Origin of the sequence: Parasphingopyxis sp. CP4 (genome assembly GCF_013378055.1) — a bacterium.
GTDB lineage: Bacteria > Pseudomonadota > Alphaproteobacteria > Sphingomonadales > Sphingomonadaceae > Parasphingopyxis.
Genome location: NZ_CP051130.1, coordinates 781296 through 801250, shown reverse-complemented (window position 1 = coordinate 801250; position 19955 = coordinate 781296). Strand labels below are relative to the sequence as shown.

The window sequence follows — 19955 nt, the reverse complement described above, 5'->3', positions numbered from 1 at the left end:
CAGCCGAGTTTGCGGGTCGCTAAGCCGTCGCGGGCGCCTGCTCCCTATTCTCGTTTTCCTGGCGGTATCGCATCCATTCAAATGAACATAGAATAACCGCGATCATGCCCAAAGCGGCCGTGAAGCGGAAAATGTCTGCATAGCCATAAATCTCAATAGCTTCGCCCAGTGCTCCTCGTCCAAGGGCGCCAACCAAGAAGGTCAAAGAAGACAAGAGAGCATATTGGACAGCGCTGTATGTCTTACTCGTAATCGATGAAAGATAGGCAACGAACGCCGCGCCGGCCAATCCGCCAGCCAGATTTTCACCGGCAATCGCAAGCATGAGCCTGAACATCCGCTCATCCGCACCAAATTGTGCAAAAACCCAGGATAGCCCAGTCAGCTGGCCAAACGCATCGAGCATTGCTCCACCCAGAGCCAATTCAGCGTAGAGCAAGTTCGTTGCTGCCGCTGTTGCAGCGCCGATAATGAGCGTTGGCATACGACCAATTAGTGCAAAAAGAACTGCGCCAAGGGAGATTCCCAGCATAGTCATAGCGACACCAAAGAATTTCGACGCAATGGCGACTTCGCTGTTCGTATAACCGAGCTCATCCAGATAAAAGGGATAGGCGAAAGGCCCCCAGATTGAATCGGTAAGCCGATACGTCAGAATTAGACCCAAGACGAGGATTGCAGCCCACCTAAGTCTGCCCATTAATTCCGACAAAGGAAGCAGCAGCGCAACATATCCGTGATCGACCATACGATCGATGCCATTCTGTGCTGGGACGTTACTATCCGTGAGAAATTTTCCGGATCGCCGCCAATACTCCAGGACTGCCGCAATGATCGCAGGCACAATGACGGTAGCGATCACAATCAGCGGTCCGTAAACTTGGATAAAATCCGTTGGGTTGGGACGTGAAGCAGGGTCTGATCCCAATGATCGAACCATGAATACAATCACGGTAATCAACGCCCAAAGCCAAAATACTGATACTATTCCAAGCGCATAGCTTCGAACCTTAGGTGTCAAGGAGCCTGGCTGGCGGAGCTCTGTGACAAACACATTTTCGGCTGGTCTTGGTGTGTCTGGTGCCACCCAGCTCGCTGCGCTGATTAGCAACATCGCCACACCCATACCGGCATAGACCCAAGGCCAACCCACAACATCTGCCATAAACAGTGCCAATGCACCGCCCGCCAGTGCCGCAATCCGATAACCCAGCTGGTACACAGTTGAGAGAATATCCAATGTTGCGATCTCGTCCGCGACATCAACGCGCCATGCATCAATCACAATGTCCTGAGTGGCAGAGGCAAATGCGCCAATTCCTGCAAGCAGAGAAAACCAACCTAGTGACGTTGAAGGGTTTAGAAGCGATAGCGTAATCAGAATGGCGCCAAGCAGGGTCTGCGTGACAATCAACCAGCCTTTTCTTCGCCCCAACTTGCCAAGGATCGGCAGTTCAACTCTATCGACAACAGGCGACCACAAGAATTTGAACGCATAAGCAAGCCCGATGAGCGAAAAGACGCCCATGGTTTCCAGATCAACCTCGGCCGTCGACAGCCAGGCGTATAGGGTGCCAAGCAACAGCGCGTAGGGCAGCCCAGCAGCAAAACCGAATACGAGCATCAAGCCCATCTTTCGGTTCTTCATTGCTGCGCCCAGCAATCGAAAACCCGTGAGTTTTTCTTCTGCCATCAGACTTTGCACTCCCGCCCTCAATGTGGCGCGAACTTAACGACAAATGTCGCGATGGATAGTCCTGTTATCCACGCTTGGACGCGATTTTTCGACTAACTGCCCAGATATCGGGCGGCGAGGATCGGCCCGCCTGTTTCGCTGCGTACAATGATCGCATACCGATCACTGCCGTCAACGCTCACTAAGCCCCGGCCGATCTCGATATCCAGCGAACCGCCGGAATACCGCGCAAGATCCTGCTCGGCGCGGAGGATATTGGTATAAGTAACTGAGCGTCCGCCGTTTTCTCCGCGTCCTATGCTGACCGTTTCGCTGCTATCCAAGGCCAATAGCCGGACGATGGCTTCCCGATTGGCCGGACCGCTCAGCGATACGCGAAAGCCGTTATCGGCGTCTCCCGTTACATCGACTGATATATCCGATGCGTCTTCTCCGACCTCGGTAATCGCGGCTTCAAGCTCGCCACGACGAGACCCGACCAAGCCAATCCGCCCGCCGACTACCGCCTGCGGAGTATATGATCGCCCACCACCCCGGGACAGGGTGTCGGCATAATGGCGCTGGAGTTGCGTATTCTCTTCACGTGCCAAAGTATCTCGCCAACCGAGCCGATCCCAATAGGTGACAGGCCGGGAAATGATGACGAGGTTCGGATCATCGACAAGCTCGCCGACCAATCTGTCCGCCGGTGGACAGGAAGAACAGCTCTGGCTGGTGAAAAGCTCAATGGAGATGGGAGCGGCCGGAGCCGAAGCAAGTACGATATCTGTTGGTTCAATCGCGACAGGCTGTTCCGGAGCGCCGCTGCACCCAGACAAACCAACAGCCAAGGCTCCTCCAATTCCGATGTGACGCAATAGCCGCATAACACGCTCCAATATCTGTAAGCTCACACTGATATTCGCAATCTTGCGAAAAACGGTTACAGCAGCATCATGCCGGGGCCCCGAAAACAGAGAGACGAACAGCGTATCGCAAAGCTGCTTGCGCGCGCGGGCGTCGCGTCTCGCCGGGAAGTTGAGCGCATGATTGCCGCCGGGCGCATTGCGATTGATGGTAAGGTGCTCGACACGCCAGCAACTCTGGTGAAATCGCTCCATGGCGTCACTGTCGACGGTAATCCAGTCAGCCAACCGATCCCTGCCAAGCTCTATTGTTTCCATAAACCGGCAGGGCTGCTGACGACTGAGCGAGATCCCAAAGGTCGCCCAACGATTTACGACAAACTCCCAAAAGGCCTTCCGCGGCTGATGCCCATTGGCCGCCTGGATCTGAATACCGAAGGTTTGCTGCTGCTCACCAATGACGGTGGGCTGAAACGCGAGATGGAGCTGCCTTCAACCGGGGTGGACCGGATTTATCGCGCGCGCGCTTTTGGTGATATCCGCCAGGAACAGCTGGAACGGCTCATCGACGGAATTACGATCGATGGCGTTCGCTATGGCTCGATCGACGCCAATCTTGAACGGCGCACCGGCCGCAACCAATGGATTGAGCTGAAGCTTGCCGAGGGCAAGAATCGCGAGGTCCGCAAAGTACTTGAACATTTCGGTCTGAAGGTCAGTCGACTGATCCGCACCGCCTATGGCCCCTTCTATCTCGGCGACATCCCCAAAGGGGGTGTTGAGCAAATCCGCCAGCACGATCTGGTGAAGTTCCGCAAGTCCCTCAAATGAGGATCATCGGCGGCGAATGGCGCGGCCGGACGATCCAAGCGCCGCCCGGCGATGGCACACGCCCGACCACGGATCGCGTCCGTGAGGCGCTTTTCTCGATGCTTGCAAGCCGTTTGGGCAGCTTTGAAGATCTACGCGTTGCCGATCTGTTTGCGGGAAGCGGTGCGCTCGGGCTGGAGGCCCTGTCGCGGGGCGCCGCCCATTGTACACTTGTCGAGCGCGATCGCGGAGCGGTCAGTGCACTTCGGACAAACATCAAATCGCTCGGTGCAAATGCCGATATTATTACCCGCCCAGTTGAGGCGATTCACGCCGCCAACAATCCCTGCGATTTGATCTTCCTCGACCCACCCTACGGTCAGGGATTGGTCGAAGCCACAATCCCGATACTCACCGAGCGAGGCTGGATAGCACCATCGGCATGGCTAAGCATTGAGACTGAACCTGGATTTGAAACGACCCTGCCCGGCCTCACCCGTGATGCCATGAAGACGTTCGGTAAATCCCAACTTCAGCTGTTTCGCGCAACTTAGAGTTTCTTTCCAGAGCGTGTCGTCCGTCACAGACGGGCAATCACCGTTTTGCGACTACCCCAGTACGGGCAAAAGTCCGCAGAGAGGAGCAACGTGATGAGACAGGAGAAACACCACGGAGCAGATAATGAGAGCCTGGCGCGCGCCCTGGCGGCAGCGGCACGCATCGACTGGGCAGACCTGCCCGATTACCCCGGTTATGGAAAAAACTATTGGCGCGAAAAAGCGCGGGCGATATTCCAGTTGAGAACTGTAGGGTAGCCGCTTGCGGCGATGGAATTCGTTCCCTAACTGTTCACGGGTGACCGATCCTGCCGAGCAGCCCTCTGAACCGCCCTATCTGCGGGTTTTAAACGAACCGCAACGCGAAGCGGTATTGACAACCGACGGCCCCCTGCTTGTTCTCGCTGGTGCTGGCACCGGCAAGACAGCATGCCTGACAGCGCGGCTCGCCCATCTGATCTGGACCCGCAAGGCGTGGCCATCCGAAATCCTCGCGGTCACCTTCACCAACAAAGCAGCGCGGGAAATGAAGGAACGCGTCGCGCGGGCGCTTGAACAGGATGTTGAGGGCATGCCCTGGCTGGGGACATTTCATGCGATCGGCGCCAAGATGCTGCGTCGCCATGCCGAACTTGTAGGCCTTGAGAGCAATTACACGATCCTCGATACAGATGATCAGCTCCGCCTGCTCAAGCAACTGATCCAGGTCGCGGAGATTGACGAAAAGCGCTGGCCGCCAAGGCTTCTCGCAGGCCTAATCGATCGCTGGAAAAACCGGGGATGGCTCCCGACGGACGTTACCGCTGACGAGAGCGAAGCCTATGGAAACGGCAAGGGGCAACAGCTCTATCAAGCCTATCAGGATCGTCTGAAAGCGCTGAACGCCTGCGATTTTGGTGATCTTCTTCTCCATATGCTGGTGATCCTCAAACAGCATCGCGATGTGCTTGAGCTCTACCAAGAACGTTTCAAATATATCCTGGTCGACGAGTATCAGGACACGAACAGCGCCCAATATCTCTGGCTGAGGCTATTGGCGCAGGAACGGAAGAATATCTGCGTAGTCGGCGATGACGACCAGTCCATTTATTCATGGCGCGGCGCGGAAGTCGCCAATATCCTCAAATTTGAGAAGGATTTCCCGGGCGCAAAGGTCGTGCGGCTCGAGCAAAATTACCGATCGACCCAGCATATCCTGTCGGCTGCTGCGGGCGTCATCGATCATAATGGCGGTCGGCTTGGCAAGTCACTCTGGACCGAAGGTGGCGATGGCGAGAAGGTCAAGGTCATCGGCGTGTGGGATGGTCCGGAAGAAGCCCGGCGGATTGGCGAGGAAATCGAAGCCCATCAAGTAAAGGGCGGCACCCTCGACGATGTCGCGATCCTTGTCCGGGCCCAGTTCCAGACACGCGAATTCGAGGATCGCTTCATCCAGATTGGAATGCCCTATCGCATTGTCGGTGGCTTCCGCTTCTATGAGCGTCAGGAAATCCGCGACGCGCTGGCCTATCTTCGCGTGATTGTGCAACCGGCGGACGACCTGGCGTTTGAGCGCATCGTCAACACACCGAAACGAGGCCTTGGCGACAAGGCCGTTGGGATGATCCACGGTCATGCACGGCGCGAGAATATTCCGCTTAGCCTCGCCGCCGCGCGGATACTCGATACCGATGAACTAACCGCCCGAGCGCGCAATCCGCTCGGCGAGCTGATGACAAACTTTGGCCGCTGGCGTGATCTGGCGAATGACCTGCCGCATCCTGAACTGTGCCGTCAGGTGCTCGATGAATCCGGCTACACGGCTATGTGGCAAAATGATCGATCGGCCGAGGCTGCCGGTCGTTTGGAAAACCTCTCCGAGCTAACGCGCGCGATGGAGGAATTCGATACACTCGGCTCCTTCCTCGAACATGTCAGCCTGGTGATGGACAATGATGCGGATCGTGACTCGGAGAAAGTTACGATCATGACCATCCATGCCGCCAAAGGATTGGAGTTCGACACGGTATTCCTCGCTGGCTGGGAAGAAGGTGTATTCCCTTCGCAGAGATCGCTCGACGAAGGTGGCGCCAAAAGCCTCGAAGAAGAGCGCCGTCTCGCCTATGTCGCGATTACGCGTGCGCGTCGGCTCTGCCGGATCGTCCATGCCGCCAATCGCCGGATCTACGGTCAATGGACAAGCTCAATTCCATCCCGATTCATTGGCGAGCTTCCGGAAGATCATATCGACGCCGAAACAAGCATGACGGGCGGAGAATCCTTGTGGCGCGCCAATTGGTCCGAACAATCCGATCCTTTCACCAATGTCACGCGCGCGGATAAGCGGGGTCCTGGATGGAAGCGCGCGGCCGCGGCTGGCACCCTGCCCCGTACCGCAAAGGTCATGGAAGCCAAGGCCAGCGCGGCAAGCTTCGCTGCAAAGCCCCGATCAGACATCGCCATTGGCCAACGCGTCTTCCATCAGAAATTCGGCTATGGCGCCGTCGAAGAAATCGAAGGCAACAAGCTCGAAATTGAATTCGAGAAAGCTGGCCGTAAAAGAGTGCTCGACAGCTTTGTCGAACTGGCTTGAGCCAATAATCCGTCCCAGCATGGCACAGTAACCTAGTTCGCTAACGCGAAGCCCCAGAAAACTGCCGAAAACATGGTAAACAAGGCGCAAACCGGCTTGCTTACCAAAGCGTTAAAATGCTCCATCATCCGCAGGTTTTCGCGGGAGTGTCATGATGGCATCACAATCTGGTTTAGGTCTTGGTTTCAAATTGCTGGCGGCTGCTGGGCTCGTCGCAGCCGGTTCTCAACTGCTGTCTGCTGCGACGGATATCGATGCCGCTACTCCTGAAGCTGTCGTGGCCGAAGTCGAACTGACGCCCGCGACAGCAACCAACAGCGCATCGCCGGTTGAAGCGATGCTGCAGCCAGCCTCTTATACCGTTTCTGAGCCAGAAGATGGCAATGGCTTCCGGATTACCAGCCCGCTGAGGGTCGAAGGCGATATGCAGTTCGGGGAATATGCCTGGAGCAATGAAGGCGTGCCGCAGGGCGAACTTCGGATCATCGTCGATCTGCAGGCCGAGCGGCTCTATGCCTATCAGGGTGGATATGAGATTGGCCGCGCCGTGATCCTTTATGGTCATGACGACACGCCGACGCCGACCGGCAGCTTCACGATTACCGAGAAGAATCGGGATCACATCTCGAACCTCTATTTCGTTCCGATGCCCTTCATGATGCGCCTGACCAATGATGGCATCGCCATCCATGGCAGCATGGTCGAAGAAGGATTCGCCTCACGCGGCTGCGTTGGTATTCCGGACGAGTTCGCTGAATTGTTGTTCAATGAAGCGGAAATTGGAACGCGTGTTTTGATCACCCGCGGATCGCCGATTGTAGACGGTAATCGCGTCGTCGGTATCTAGTCTGAATTATTGCAGGACGCCCTACAGGCAGCCTTCCACATACTGGATTGCCGGTCCGCCGGCATGGATGGTCTGAACCATGCCATCTTCGCCAATCTCATAGCGAATGCCGCGCGCATTATCGTCAGACGTTCCGTTCTCGCCGACTTCGCCCGTTGCCCAGACTGAAAGATATTCACCGGGTGCGTCGACATAATTATGCGGCATGGCCTGTACAGCATCGCCATAGGCTTCTCTGACCGCAGCCGCACTATCGCCCACTGTTAAGCCTTCGGACGTCCGCACTTCCGTGCCCTCGCCAAGCGAAATGCGCGCCAATCGCCCCTGTTCAATCATCACATAGAGACCAGCAGGTGTTTCAGCGGGTTCATATTCGTCGCAAAATTCAGGTTCTGGCCCACCCATGGCGTTGGGATCCGCTTTATCGCCGACCGCAGCAGTCACTTCATCGCGTGTCATGCCTATCAGCAACGGCCCCCAGCCTTCAGCTGTAACCGGCTGTTGGGATGCGTCATCGATGACCGGATCATCAGCAGCAACTGGTTCCTCAGGCGGCGCCTCCTCGGCGGGCGCACACCCTGCCAACACGCCAATTATTGCTACCGAAGTAATGAACCTGCGCATTGCCATCCCCTTTGCATTGCCTGCTTTTCGCAGAGCGCGACTAAGCTATCTACAGATGTGATTGCGAATGCAATCACCATCGATAGCCGCGCTATCCACGAGCCAAGCTTGGTTCGCTTGCCGTATCCCTGCGATTGGGCCTAGACGCGGTTCATGGCCGATGCCCCGCATCCTTTTAGGATCCATAATTTCCGCGCTTACTGGACATCGCGCCTGGCAATGACGCTTGGCCAATATGCGATGATGCTGATTATCGGATGGCAGGCCTATAACATCGCGCGCGACGGCGGGATGAGCGTCGGCGGCGCGGCAGGTCAGCTCGCCATTATCGGGTTGTTGCAGTTTGTACCGTTATTCCTGCTCACGCCTTTTGCCGGGCTAGCAGCCGATCGTTTTGATCGAAAAACAGTCGCCCGGGCGATGGTTGCGCTGCAGATTTTGTGTGCTGCCGCGCTCGGCTGGGCGACCTGGGCCGCAATCCTCAGCTTGCCGATCTTGTTTGGCGTGGCAATCCTATTGGGAATTGCGCGCGCTTTCGCAGGTCCGGCGCTCAGCGCTTTGGCCCCCAATCTTGTTCCCAAAGAAGTCCTGCCAAACGCAATCGCGCTTAGCTCAATCGCATGGCAATCGGGCATGATTATTGGTCCGGCAATTGGCGGATATCTATATGTCGTCGATCCGGCCGCACCCTATCTAGCCGTCGTTATCCTGCTCAGCATATCATTTGCCGCGCTCAGTCTAATCGGAACTGTGCCGCGACCCGCGATCAAGGGCACACAGCATCCGGTCGGCCAAGTGATCGACGGTCTGCGGTACGTCCGGCAGAACAAGATGGTTCTCGGGACGATTACATTGGATCTGTTTGCGGTTTTCCTCGCTGGCGCAACCGCGCTCTTCCCAGTCTATGCACGCGATATATTGGAAGTCGGCGCGACGGGGCTTAGTCAGTTGGCGGCAGCACCGGCCGTGGGCGCGGCCCTCACTGCACTCTGGTTCTCATTCAAACCGCTCAAGAATAATGTTGGGCCCAAGATGCTATGGGCAGTGGGGATATTTGGACTGGCGACTATCGTATTCGGACTTTCCACTTCTATGCCCTTGTCATTGGCGGCCCTGTTCGTCGTCGGCGCGGCGGACATGTTCTCCGTCTATATTCGCCAGTCATTGATTCAGTTGCATACGCCCGATGAAAAACGGGGCCGGGTTTCGTCGGTATCATTGCTGACCATTTCCGCCTCTAACGAGTTTGGCGACTTTTTCAGCGGCAGCCTCGCTTGGATTATCGGTCCGGTTGCCGCTGTGGTCGGTGGCGGTATCGGTGCGATTGCGACAGTGCTACTATGGACCGCATGGTTTCCGACGTTACGTAAGACCAAGACATTCGATGTTCCCGAAGAGCTTGATACGCCTGACGGACAGACATTGCAGGAGAATACGACATGAAGGCGGGTAATACTCTCGAAACAATCGGCAATACGCCGCACATCCGGATGCAGCGCCTGTTCGGAGATGCCGAAGTCTGGATCAAATCGGAACGCGCCAATCCGGGCGGATCGATCAAGGATCGCATCGCGCTCGCTATGATCGAAGACGCGGAACAATCCGGCGCCCTCAAACCGGGCGGGAAGATCATCGAGCCAACCTCCGGTAACACCGGGATCGGACTGGCAATGGTTGCAGCCGTAAAAGGCTATGATTTAGTACTGGTAATGCCGGAAAGCATGTCGATTGAACGCCGGCGCCTGATGCTGGCCTATGGTGCAGATTTTGATCTGACGCCGAAGGAAAAAGGCATGAAGGGCGCGATCGAGCGTGCCCAGGAGCTGGTCGCCGCTGATGACAATGCCTGGATGCCGCAACAGTTCGACAATCCGGCGAATGTTGCCGTCCATGTCAAAACCACAGCCGAAGAGATTCTCGCAGACTTTGCCGATTCTCCGGTCGATGTGATGATCACGGGCGTCGGTACTGGTGGCCATATTACCGGCTGTGCCGAAGTACTGAAACAGCATTGGCCGGAAATGAAGGCATTCGCAGTGGAACCCGTTGGATCGCCAGTAATCTCGGGCGGGCAACCCGGGCCCCATCCGATCCAGGGAATTGGTGCAGGCTTCATACCCAACAATCTTCATACCCAATCGATTGATGGCGCGATCCAGGTTGATCCGGACGACGCCAAGGCGATGGCAACGCGCGCGGCACGCGAAGAAGGCATGCTGGTCGGGATCAGTTCGGGTGCAACGCTCCAGGCCATCAAACAGAAGATCGAGGAAATCGGGACAGGCGCCCGCATCCTTGGTTTCAACTATGATACCGGCGAACGATACCTATCCGTCCCGGATTTCTTGCCGGAGCAGTAGAGCGATACCGCAATGTGCGTCCTAGCCTGCGCTTGGCAGGCCCATCCCGATTGGCAACTCGTCATGATCGGCAATCGTGATGAGTTGCATGCACGGTCCGCGGCGCCTTTGGCGCGCTGGGAACCGCCAAGTGACGTTATTGCCGGGCGCGACCTGGAAGCGGGTGGCACCTGGCTCGGCATTTCTGACAAGGGGCGTTTCGCGGTTGTCACCAACGTTGCCAATCCCGATGGGCCGCAGCCAGGAATGGCGTCGCGCGGCCAATTGGTCGCCGATCTGATCGATGGTTCGGGGATATTTGGTCAGCCCTCGGAAGCGCAACTCGATGCCTTCAATCCGTTCAACGTCATTGCCATTGGTGATGGCATCGCGAACCTACTGACCAATCGGCCGCAGCCAAAGATCAGCCCATTGAATCCGGGACTATATGGGCTGTCCAACAGCCTCGCCGAAGAGAATTGGCCGAAGACGGATCGGATAAAATCACAATTGCAAGTCTGGCTTGAGGCTGGATCCGGGGACCATAGTGCACTGCTCGATGGCCTTCGCGCTGATGACGAACCGCAGGTCGAACCAAGGCGCGCCCGCCATAGCCCGATTTTCATTCGCAATCCCATTTATGGAACGCGCTGTAGCACGGTGGTTGCAGTGGATAGACATGGTGAAGGTCAGATCATTGAGCGGCGCTACGATCCGGATGGCAACGCGCTAGGCGATACGCATATCGGATTTAATTGGCGCTAGTCTCTTCGGGATCCACAACTGCTTCGCCCATACCTGGTGGGAGCAAGTCCTCCGGCGGCGGTGGAAGGTCGGCATCTTCAAAACCCGGGTCTCCCGGAGCGGGTTCGTCGAACCCGGGTTCGAACTCATCCTTCTCGTCATCAATCGTAATGTCGAGCGGTTTGTCTTCAAATTCTGGGGCTTCCCGACGCGTTACGAGGTCCGCATCAGCCAATCGATCGATCATGTCGTCGGCACCGCTCATGCGATAGATGCGACCGCGTCCGTCAGATGCGGGTTGAGCGATATATTCAAGGCTTGCATTCAAACGGCGGCTATAATTGAATGCCGGTTCCGTCCCGCGGGGCAGCTCGAGCACCAACCGCCCTTCGCACCGCGCTTGTTCCAGTCCTTCATCAAAATCGAGCAGCCGGGGGTTTTCCATTCTGGCGACGGTGCCGGTTTCCAACCGACTGAGCAGCGCGCCATCATCTGAACTGGCAGTCCGTGCGCGCGCAAATATTCGCTGGCGGATCGAGTCCGTTGTCGTCTGGTCAGCGCATAGCCGCTCGCCCGGCGTCATTTCTGCCAGGTCGGTTTCGCCATCGTCATCGGATGCGATTTCCGGCGTTTCAATCTGATTGAGGCCGAGCTCCATCGTCCCGAAATAGCCAAGGACCGCTGCGCCGATAATGCCCAGAAAACCAAGAACGAGTTTAAGCCGCAGCGACAAACGCATTTCTCCTCAATCGAGCGATTGTCTTTAAGGCGAGACGCGCGGTTCCGTCCAGTCCAGCAAGATCTCTCTCCCTGCACCGAACAACACCGTGCCTCGCTTCGTCGATAATCTTCCGGCTTAGGCGGCGACAAATTGATCCGGCTCAAGCGCCATCAGACTGTCCGAGCCACCTTCAACCTTGGCGCGCAGCCCGGCAGCATCCGGCATAATCTTTTCAGCAAAGAAACGCGCCGTGACGAGCTTGGTCTCGTGGAACGCCTTGTCTTCTGCGCCTGCCTCAACTGCCGCGGCGCTCACCTTGGCCATACGTAGCCACATCAGGCCAAGCGTCACCACACCCATCAGCTGCATATAATTATACGCAGCGGCGCCGGCATTGTTGAGATTGGCAAAAGCATTCTGCATCAACCACATTGTTGCGCCGCGCAGTTCGCCATTGGCTTTTTCCAGTCCCGAGGCGACGGCATTGACGCTTTCATCTTCTGCCAGTTCGGCGACTTCTTCGCCCACCATGGCGAGGAAAGCCTGGATGGCGCGGCCACCGTCTTTGGCGAGTTTACGACCGACAAGATCCATCGCCTGGACACCGTTGGTTCCTTCATAGATCTGCGCGATACGTGCGTCGCGGACATATTGCTCCATGCCCCATTCGCGAATGTAGCCATGGCCGCCATAGACCTGTTGGGACTGAGTCGCGATCTGATAGCCGAGATCCGTGACATAGCCTTTGATCACCGGCGTCAGCAGCGAGATCATGTCATCTGCAACCTGCCGCTCTTCTTCGGTCTGTGCCTTGTGAGCGAGATCAACCTGCAGGCCGCCCCAGATACACAGTGCCCGCGCACCTTCGAGATAGGCTTTGGATTCCATCAGCATCCGCCGCACGTCCGGATGCACGAACAGCGTATCGGCTTTTTCTTCAGGCTCTGCCGGTCCAGTAAGCGCCCGGCCCTGACGGCGATCCTGCGCATAGGCAACGGCGTTCTGGAAGGCGACTTCGCCAATCGCGAGGCCCTGCGTTCCGACGCCAAGGCGCGCGGCATTCATCATGATGAACATGGCGGCGAGGCCCTTATTCTCTTCGCCAACCATCCAACCAGTCGCGCCATCATAGTTCATGACGCATGTCGAATTTCCGTGAATGCCCATCTTCTCTTCGAGCGAACCACAGGAGACCGCGTTGCGATCGCCGAGCGAACCATCATCATTGACGATGAACTTCGGCACGATGAACAGCGAAATGCCCTTCACGCTATCCGGTGCGTCCGGAGTCTTGGCGAGAACCAGATGAATGATATTTTCCGTCAGGTCATGTTCGCCCGACGAAATGAATATCTTGGTACCTGACACTTTGTAGCTACCATCTGCCTGGGGTTCTGCCTTGGTGCGAATAAGGCCAAGATCCGTGCCGCAATGCGGTTCGGTCAGGTTCATGGTGCCGCCCCATTCACCGGCGACCATCTTGGGAACATATTTTTCTTTCTGCTCCTGAGATCCTTTGGCCATGATCGATGCCGTCGCGCCCATGGTCAGGCCGTTATACATGGCAAAGGCCATGTTCGAGCTGATCATATATTCTTCGATCGCGGTGCCGATGACGTGCGGAAGGCCCTGGCCACCAAATTCCTCAGGACCGGTCAATGTTGTCCAACCGCCTTCAACCAGCTGGTTATAGGCTTCTTTAAAGCCTTCCGGCGTTGTCACAGACCCATCATCATGCCGGGTGCAGCCCTGCTCGTCGCCAACCTGGTTGAGCGGGAACAACACTTCACTGCAGAATTTTCCGCCTTCGGTGAGGATGGCATCGGCCATCTCCATCGTTGCGTTTTCGAAGCCCGGGAGATTGGAATAGCGATCCAGTCCAACGATATGATTGAGCACATACTGGCTGTCGCGAACGGGCGCGGTGTAAGTCGGCATAATGAATTCCTACAAAAAAGGCGTATTGTTTGTTTTAGCTCTCGACTTCGTCGAGCAGCTCGAGAAATCCTTCGAGCTCGGCAATTGAGGAATCGATGTCCTGACGCTGGCTTTGCAACGCATCAATTCGCTCACGACATTTCTCACGCGTCACCGCGCGTTGCTTTGTCCGGCCATCACCAAGATCGTAAAGATCAATCATCTCGCGGACATCAGCGAGGCTGAATCCGACGCGTTTAGCGCGCAAGATCCACGCAAGCCGTGCACGATCCCGTTTCGCATAAACGCGCGTCAGGCCGTGACGTTCCGGTGATATCAGACCTTCATCTTCATAGAAGCGAAGCGCCCGGGGCGTGACCCCGAATTCTTCGGACAGATCGGAGATGGAATAGGTTTCGCGATTTTTCTCATCGGGAGTATCGATACCCGCCTGTGGTAATGCTTTTGCCATATGCCCTCTTAGATAACGTTCACGTTAACGTCAAGCGATGACGCTACGTCAAGGTGGGTCATATTTCGGCTTTCACAAAATTTCTAGTCGATTGCCAACAGGCCGTCTGAAGTGACCCGCCGATAGAAACAACTCATTTCGCCGGTGTGGCATGCTGGGCCCGCTGCGTCCACGATCAGCCATACTGCATCCTGGTCACAGTCGATCCGGATATCTGCCACGCGCAGGATGTTCCCCGATGTCTCACCCTTTTTCCAAAGCGCCTGACGACTTCGTGACCAGAAATGCGCAATCTGGGTTTCAACAGTCAGATCGAGTGCCTCGCGGTTCATATGCGCGACCATCAGCACATCATTGGACGTCCAATCGCTCACTACAGCAGTGATCAATCCAGCGGCATCGAATTTGAGTTTGAGGGTTGAGCCGGTCTCTCGTGAATCGTCCATTTCTGGCGTCTTTCATTGTCCCAATTACGATTAATCGACATCGCCATATGACAAAGACAAGACAAACGCGATTCCTATGCCTATATGCTCGCCGGTGACACTCCCCTGCTCCGGAGCCGCCATGTTGACCACCGACCCATTTGATCACTCCGATGACGGAGACAAATTGCGCGAGGAATGCGGCGTCTTTGGTATCTGGGGTGCTGAGACAGCCTCTGCCGTCGTCGCACTGGGCCTTCACGCTCTCCAACATCGAGGTCAGGAAGCCGCTGGCATCACCAGCTATGACCGGCACTATTTCCATAGCCATCGTGCAGTCGGCCATATCGCCGGTAACTTCGATGAAGACCATATCATTCGGCAGTTGCCCGGTGACGCGGCATGCGGCCATGTCCGCTATTCAACCACCGGAGAAAGCGGCCTCAGAAACGTACAGCCGCTCTATGCCGAACTGTCCTCCGGTGGCTTCGCGGTTGCACATAACGGCAATATTTCCAACTCCTGGACCCTGAGAAAAGATCTTGTGCGGCACGGATCAATCTTCCAATCGACCTCCGATACCGAAACCATCATTCACTTGGTCGCAACATCGACCTTCAAGACGTTGCTCGATTGCTTCATCGACGCGCTGAAGCAGCTGGAAGGTGCCTATTCACTGGTCTGCATGACGCCGGAAGGCATGATTGGCTGTCGCGACCCGCTTGGTATCCGGCCGCTAGTAATGGGCAAGCTCGGTGATGCCATCATCTTCGCGTCCGAGAGCGTGGCGTTCGATGTCGTCGGCGCCGATTTCATTCGCGAAGTGGAACCCGGCGAACTGATCGTCGTGAATGACGAGGGTATCAAGACGCACCATCCGTTCGCCGAAGCCAAGGCGCGGCCTTGTATCTTCGAGCATGTCTATTTCTCGCGACCAGATTCAATCGTTGATGGCCAGTCGGTCTACACGGTGCGCAAGCAAATCGGTGCCGAACTCGCGATTGAGAATCCAGTTGAGGCGGATCTTGTGATCCCGGTACCCGATTCCGGCACGCCGGCGGCAATTGGCTATGCGCAACAGGCCGATATCCCGTTCGAGCTCGGTATCATTCGTTCGCATTATGTCGGCCGCACATTCATCCAGCCCGGGGACAAGGTTCGCCACCTCGGCGTGAAGCTCAAGCACAATGCCAATCGCGCGCTCATCAAGGGCCAGCGCGTGGTGCTGATCGATGATTCGATCGTACGCGGCACCACCAGCACCAAGATTGTAGACATGATGCGCGAAGCTGGCGCCTCTGAAGTCCATATGCGGATCGCCAGCCCGCCAACGCGCAATAGCTGTTTCTATGGCGTCGACACGCCGGAACGCGAAAAGCTGCTAGCGGCGCGCCATGATGTCGAAGGCATGCGCGAATATATCCGTGCAGACAGCCTGGCATTTATCTCGATCGACGGCCTTTACCGCGCGCTCGGCGAAGCCGGCCGCAATAATGAACAACCGCAACGGTGTGACGCCTGCTTCACCGGCGAATACCCAACACCGCTGACCGATCATGACGGCCTCGACAATGTAACTGAGCTTCCCCTTCTCGCCGAACGCGTCACCTGAGCACTCGGCCCCGCAGGACACACTCCCTGACATGACCCAAAGACTGACTGGAAAACTGGCTCTCGTGACCGGAGCAAGCCGCGGGATCGGTGCGGCAACGGCCAAGAAGCTCGCAGCAGAAGGCGCGCATGTCATTCTTGTTGCTCGCACGGCCGGTGGCCTTGAAGCGGTTGAGGATGCGATCCACGAAGCTGATGGAAATGCGACGATCGCACCGCTCGACCTGGTCGATGGCGATAGTATTCAGCGGCTTGCGACGGCAGTCAGCGAGCGCTGGGGCGCACTCGATATACTCGTTCTCAACGCCGCTATGCTCGGCTCGTTGACGCCGGTGGTCCAGATCGAGGCGAAAGAACTGTCCGCTGTCATGACGCTGAACTTTACGGCCCAACAGGCATTGATTGCGGCGTTCGATCCGATGCTCAAAAAGAGCGAGAATGGCCGAGTGATCGCCCTCACCTCCAGCGTCGGTGCGCGGCCGCGTGCCTATTGGGGGGCTTATGGCGCTTCCAAGGCCGCTCTCGACACTCTCATCACCGCCTATGGCGAGGAAGTGAAAAATCTCACAAAGATCCGGGTCGCGATCGTCGATCCCGGCGGAACGGCCACTGATATGCGGGCCCTCGCTTTTCCGGGAGAAGATCCGGCAACGCTCAAGTCACCCGAAGTCGTGGCGGAAGCCATTGCAGATCTTGTTACAGCTGAGTTCGAAACGGGCCATCGCATCACTGTCTGATCCCGACAGATTGTGTCCAATTCACAACGCCACCACATAATGTAAGGGTTATTCCCGGCACTCGAATTGACTCGCCCCCCCTTGGCATCAATTGTTGCCCAATCATTTTCTGAAGAAATGTATTTGCGTGCGCTTTTCACAGCTGCACCACATCGGGGGTCATATCATGCATCGTTCATCGAAACTTATTGCGTCTGCTGGAAGCATGGCGCTCGCCGCTGCTTTGGCAGTTCCGGCGGCCGCTCAGGTCACCAACCAACCGGCCGGCGCCGCAACCCAAACTGGCGTCGGTACGATCATCGTTACCGCGCAGCGCCGTGAAGAAGATATTCAGGATGTACCGATTTCCGTTACCGCAATTGACGAAGATTCACTGACCGCACTGAGCAGCAGCGGCCAGGATATTCGCGCCCTTTCTGGTCGGGTCCCTAGCTTGTTGGTGGAATCGTCTTTCGGTCGAACCTTTCCGCGCTTCTATATTCGTGGTTTGGGCAACACCGATTTTGATTTCAACGCGGCCCAACCTGTCAGCCTCGTTTATGACGATGTCGTCCTCGAGAATCCCATCCTCAAGGGTTTTCCGATTTTCGACATGCAGCAGGTCGAAGTATTGCGAGGCCCACAGGGCACGCTTTTTGGTCGCAACACGCCGGCCGGTATTGTGAAGTTCGATTCCGTCGAACCGCGCAGTGACGCTGATGGATATGCGCGTTTCACCTATGGCCGGTTCAACAATCTGACTGCCGAGGCAGCGGTTGGTGGACCGATTGGAGATCGGGTCAGGGTTCGGCTTTCTGGACTGTACCAGCGCCAGGATGATTATGTGGACAATGTGCTTCCCGGCGGCACGGCAAATAACGCCTTGGGCGGTTACGACGAATTCGCCGTGCGCCTTCAGGCTGCATTTGACGTCACCGAAGATTTCGAAATCCTGTTGGCGGGCCAATTGCGCGATCTCGACGGCACGGCACGTCTGTTCCGCGCCAATAATTTCACCCGCGGTACCGCTGGACTCAACGGTAATTTTGATCGCGACACCATCTCGGTCGATGGCCAGAACGAACAAGAAGTTGAAACAGAAAATATTTCTGCACGACTGACCTGGGATGTCGGTCCCGTTTCGATCATCTCGGTCACCAGTTATTGGCACGGCACATCTTCATCGGTCGGTGATGTGGATGGCGGTTTCGGCGCAAACTTTCTGCCGCCCAACCTGACCGGTCCGGGCAATATTCCTTTCACGGCAGAAACCCGGGATTCAATCCCTGACCTTGATCAGTTTACGCAAGAGCTGCGCATTGCCAGCAATGGCGGCGGACCGCTCAGCTACCAGTTCGGCATTTTCTACTTCGATGAATCACTCGATATTGTCAGTGAAAACTATTCAACCTTGGGCGATCCGCTCAATGCGGCAGGTGGCATAAATATCCTGGTCAGCCAGCGCCAAGAAAGCGAAGCCTTGGGAATATTCGGATCGCTGACCTATGACATCAGTGATCGGTTCAGTGTAACGGGCGGCCTTCGCTATAATGACGATCAGCGCGATTTTGTCGTGGTGCGGAGTCAGGACACCCAGTTCCCAGCATTCCTGCAAAACCCTCTTGGCACGGTCACTCGGAGTGTCAGCGATGATACTATCACCTGGGATGGCAGCCTCACCTATGAAGCGAGCGATGACGTCAATCTCTATGCGCGGATTGCACGCGGCTATCGCGCGCCCAGCATCCAGGGTCGTATTCTGTTTCCACCCGCTACGGCAACGCCGCTAGAAGACGGTGTTTCGGTGGCCAATTCGGAGACCATCACATCCTATGAAGCGGGGATCAAATCGACACTGTGGAATGGCCGGGCCCGATTGAATCTTTCCGGCTATATTTACGATCTCAATAATGCCCAGCTGACGGCGGTGGGCGGCAATGTGAATGCCAACCGGCTGATCAATGCTGATAATGTCCGCGGCTATGGCTTTGAGCTCGATGCGCAGGCCGCAATAACCGATAACTTCTTCGTTACAGCGGGCCTCAGCTACAACCACACGGAGATCCAGGATAATGGCCTGACAACGGCTGCGTGTGGCGGCGTGCGGGTTGATACCTTCCCGAACGTATCATTGTGCACGATCCTGGATCCGATCGTCACTCCGGCTGCACCATTCTCGGCCGCAATCGTCAATATTGATGGCAATCGCCTACCGCAGTCGCCGCGCTGGATTGCAAATTGGACGGCGCGCTATGAGATTCCTGTTGGCGATGGCGATGTCTATTTCTTCACCGACTGGGCTTATCGCTCACGGATCAACTTCTTCCTCTATGAGTCGATCGAGTTCCAGGATTCTAGTCAGCTCGAAGGCGGCATCCGTGTTGGTTATCAGACAGATAGCTACGAATTCGCAGCCTTTGTCCGGAACATCACCAATGACACATCAGCGGTGAGCGGTATCGATTTCAACAACCTCACGGCAATGGTCAATGAACCAAGAGTCTGGGGAATCGCGGCCGGGTTCAACTTCTAGGCAAGATACAGCGGCAGTTTCGGTAGCTGGCGGCCACCGGAATAGGCAACTGTAAGGAATTGACGCAAATCAATGCGCGCCGTTCGGCTGCCGCTAGCCTTCTCCTGTTGCGAAGACAGAGCGAGCTTCATTGTGCAGGCTAACGATCATCCCAATGTAGCAATTATTCAGCGGTTTAATCCGGCTGATCCTGCAGCTGCTGAAGAGGTGATGTCGCCAAATATCGTCTGGCACTATTACAATCCGCGCCTACCTGATGTGCATGGTGACTATGTCGGGATTGATGGAATTCGGAAGTTTTTCGAAAAGATCGTCCGACAATCAACGGGCACGTTCAAGGTGGAACCGGTCTCAATTACCCCGGTCGGTAACGAACTCGTTGTTGTGCAAACACGCAACACGATGACGTTGCAGGATCAGTCGATCGCCGTCGATGTCGTTGTCGTTTGGCGCATTGTCGACGGCCTCATCACCGAAGTTTGGGACATTCCATCCCTCCACACCATGGCTTCGACAGACTGAACTT

At 56.3% G+C, this 19955-nt stretch carries 18 protein-coding genes; 11 read left to right on the top strand and 7 right to left on the bottom strand.

The annotated features are described in order from the left end of the window. Positions 1-19 precede the first annotated feature (19 nt). A complete protein-coding gene (locus HFP51_RS03765; protein WP_176874436.1) occupies positions 20-1693 on the bottom strand; it encodes an MFS transporter in 1674 nt (557 codons plus the stop codon). Positions 1694-1788: 95 nt separating this feature from the next. Further along, the gene (locus HFP51_RS03760) at positions 1789-2526 is read right to left on the bottom strand and encodes a thioredoxin family protein (protein ID WP_176874435.1); all 738 of its coding nucleotides are present in this window, start codon (positions 2524-2526) and stop codon (positions 1789-1791) included. 105 nt (positions 2527-2631) lie between these two features. Between HFP51_RS03760 and HFP51_RS03755 the strand changes: the two genes are divergently transcribed. The 4 genes from HFP51_RS03755 to HFP51_RS03740 all read left to right on the top strand — a co-directional run bounded on the left by HFP51_RS03755 (position 2632) and on the right by HFP51_RS03740 (position 7327). Continuing rightward, entirely contained in the window at positions 2632-3372 is a 741-nt protein-coding gene (locus HFP51_RS03755; RefSeq protein WP_176874434.1) for a pseudouridine synthase, read from the top strand. Next, positions 3369-3905, top strand: coding sequence for a 16S rRNA (guanine(966)-N(2))-methyltransferase RsmD (gene rsmD, locus HFP51_RS03750; protein WP_176874433.1), 537 nt, complete (start codon positions 3369-3371; stop codon positions 3903-3905). Before HFP51_RS03755 ends, rsmD begins: the two co-directional genes overlap by 4 nt. Before the next feature lie 301 nt (positions 3906-4206). Continuing rightward, positions 4207-6480: an ATP-dependent helicase gene (locus HFP51_RS03745; RefSeq protein ID WP_176874432.1), complete on the top strand. Its 2274-nt coding sequence runs from the start codon at positions 4207-4209 to the stop codon at positions 6478-6480. Positions 6481-6631: 151 nt separating this feature from the next. Continuing rightward, the gene (locus HFP51_RS03740; RefSeq protein WP_255454832.1) at positions 6632-7327 is read left to right on the top strand and encodes a L,D-transpeptidase family protein; all 696 of its coding nucleotides are present in this window, start codon (positions 6632-6634) and stop codon (positions 7325-7327) included. Positions 7328-7348: 21 nt separating this feature from the next. Here HFP51_RS03740 and HFP51_RS03735 read toward each other — a convergent pair whose 3' ends face one another. After that, a complete protein-coding gene (locus tag HFP51_RS03735) occupies positions 7349-7951 on the bottom strand; it encodes a hypothetical protein (protein ID WP_176874431.1) in 603 nt (200 codons plus the stop codon). A 153-nt stretch (positions 7952-8104) separates the two neighbouring features. Here HFP51_RS03735 and HFP51_RS03730 point away from each other — a divergent pair, with 153 nt between their 5' ends. From HFP51_RS03730 to HFP51_RS03720, 3 genes are read left to right on the top strand one after another with little or no spacing between them, the layout of a single operon-like run. Then, complete coding sequence (locus tag HFP51_RS03730; RefSeq protein ID WP_176874430.1) at positions 8105-9394, top strand: MFS transporter; 1290 nt, start codon at positions 8105-8107, stop codon at positions 9392-9394. Further along, positions 9391-10311, top strand: coding sequence for a cysteine synthase A (gene cysK / locus HFP51_RS03725; protein WP_176874429.1), 921 nt, complete (start codon positions 9391-9393; stop codon positions 10309-10311). Before HFP51_RS03730 ends, cysK begins: the two co-directional genes overlap by 4 nt. 12 nt (positions 10312-10323) lie before the next feature. Beyond that, the gene (locus HFP51_RS03720; protein WP_176874428.1) at positions 10324-11055 is read left to right on the top strand and encodes an NRDE family protein; all 732 of its coding nucleotides are present in this window, start codon (positions 10324-10326) and stop codon (positions 11053-11055) included. Here the strand turns inward: HFP51_RS03720 and HFP51_RS03715 are convergent. From HFP51_RS03715 to hisI, 4 genes are all read right to left on the bottom strand, one after another. Beyond that, positions 11042-11773: a hypothetical protein gene (locus HFP51_RS03715; protein ID WP_176874427.1), complete on the bottom strand. Its 732-nt coding sequence runs from the start codon at positions 11771-11773 to the stop codon at positions 11042-11044. The two genes, HFP51_RS03720 and HFP51_RS03715, sit on opposite strands and share 14 nt — an antisense overlap. A gap of 117 nt (positions 11774-11890) precedes the next feature. Further along, positions 11891-13693: an acyl-CoA dehydrogenase C-terminal domain-containing protein gene (locus tag HFP51_RS03710; RefSeq protein WP_176874426.1), complete on the bottom strand. Its 1803-nt coding sequence runs from the start codon at positions 13691-13693 to the stop codon at positions 11891-11893. Between the two features lie 34 nt (positions 13694-13727). Further along, complete coding sequence (locus tag HFP51_RS03705) at positions 13728-14144, bottom strand: MerR family DNA-binding transcriptional regulator (protein ID WP_176874425.1); 417 nt, start codon at positions 14142-14144, stop codon at positions 13728-13730. Between the two features lie 83 nt (positions 14145-14227). Continuing rightward, a complete protein-coding gene (gene hisI / locus HFP51_RS03700) occupies positions 14228-14590 on the bottom strand; it encodes a phosphoribosyl-AMP cyclohydrolase (protein WP_176874424.1) in 363 nt (120 codons plus the stop codon). A gap of 121 nt (positions 14591-14711) precedes the next feature. Between hisI and purF the strand changes: the two genes are divergently transcribed. The 4 genes from purF to HFP51_RS03680 all read left to right on the top strand — a co-directional run bounded on the left by purF (position 14712) and on the right by HFP51_RS03680 (position 19951). Next, entirely contained in the window at positions 14712-16181 is a 1470-nt protein-coding gene (gene purF, locus HFP51_RS03695; RefSeq protein WP_176874423.1) for an amidophosphoribosyltransferase, read from the top strand. A 31-nt stretch (positions 16182-16212) separates the two neighbouring features. Then, entirely contained in the window at positions 16213-16917 is a 705-nt protein-coding gene (locus HFP51_RS03690) for an SDR family NAD(P)-dependent oxidoreductase (RefSeq protein WP_176874422.1), read from the top strand. Between the two features lie 166 nt (positions 16918-17083). Beyond that, complete coding sequence (locus tag HFP51_RS03685) at positions 17084-19429, top strand: TonB-dependent receptor (RefSeq protein ID WP_176874421.1); 2346 nt, start codon at positions 17084-17086, stop codon at positions 19427-19429. Between the two features lie 72 nt (positions 19430-19501). Next, on the top strand, positions 19502-19951 hold the full coding sequence (locus HFP51_RS03680) for a nuclear transport factor 2 family protein (protein WP_176874420.1): 450 nt from the start codon (positions 19502-19504) through the stop codon (positions 19949-19951). The last annotated feature ends 4 nt before the right edge of the window (positions 19952-19955 follow it).

Coding starts and splice junctions, on each gene's coding strand:
- HFP51_RS03765 (WP_176874436.1), bottom strand. CDS start 1,693: ATGGCAGAAGAAAAACTCACGGGTTTTCGATTGCTGGGCGCAGCAATG.
- HFP51_RS03755 (WP_176874434.1), top strand. CDS start 2,632: ATGCCGGGGCCCCGAAAACAGAGAGACGAACAGCGTATCGCAAAGCTG.
- rsmD (WP_176874433.1), top strand. CDS start 3,369: ATGAGGATCATCGGCGGCGAATGGCGCGGCCGGACGATCCAAGCGCCG.
- HFP51_RS03740 (WP_255454832.1), top strand. CDS start 6,632: ATGATGGCATCACAATCTGGTTTAGGTCTTGGTTTCAAATTGCTGGCG.
- HFP51_RS03735 (WP_176874431.1), bottom strand. CDS start 7,951: ATGCGCAGGTTCATTACTTCGGTAGCAATAATTGGCGTGTTGGCAGGG.
- HFP51_RS03730 (WP_176874430.1), top strand. CDS start 8,105: ATGGCCGATGCCCCGCATCCTTTTAGGATCCATAATTTCCGCGCTTAC.
- cysK (WP_176874429.1), top strand. CDS start 9,391: ATGAAGGCGGGTAATACTCTCGAAACAATCGGCAATACGCCGCACATC.
- HFP51_RS03720 (WP_176874428.1), top strand. CDS start 10,324: ATGTGCGTCCTAGCCTGCGCTTGGCAGGCCCATCCCGATTGGCAACTC.
- HFP51_RS03715 (WP_176874427.1), bottom strand. CDS start 11,773: ATGCGTTTGTCGCTGCGGCTTAAACTCGTTCTTGGTTTTCTGGGCATT.
- HFP51_RS03710 (WP_176874426.1), bottom strand. CDS start 13,693: ATGCCGACTTACACCGCGCCCGTTCGCGACAGCCAGTATGTGCTCAAT.
- HFP51_RS03705 (WP_176874425.1), bottom strand. CDS start 14,144: ATGGCAAAAGCATTACCACAGGCGGGTATCGATACTCCCGATGAGAAA.
- hisI (WP_176874424.1), bottom strand. CDS start 14,590: ATGGACGATTCACGAGAGACCGGCTCAACCCTCAAACTCAAATTCGAT.
- purF (WP_176874423.1), top strand. CDS start 14,712: ATGTTGACCACCGACCCATTTGATCACTCCGATGACGGAGACAAATTG.
- HFP51_RS03690 (WP_176874422.1), top strand. CDS start 16,213: ATGACCCAAAGACTGACTGGAAAACTGGCTCTCGTGACCGGAGCAAGC.
- HFP51_RS03685 (WP_176874421.1), top strand. CDS start 17,084: ATGCATCGTTCATCGAAACTTATTGCGTCTGCTGGAAGCATGGCGCTC.
- HFP51_RS03680 (WP_176874420.1), top strand. CDS start 19,502: ATGCGCGCCGTTCGGCTGCCGCTAGCCTTCTCCTGTTGCGAAGACAGA.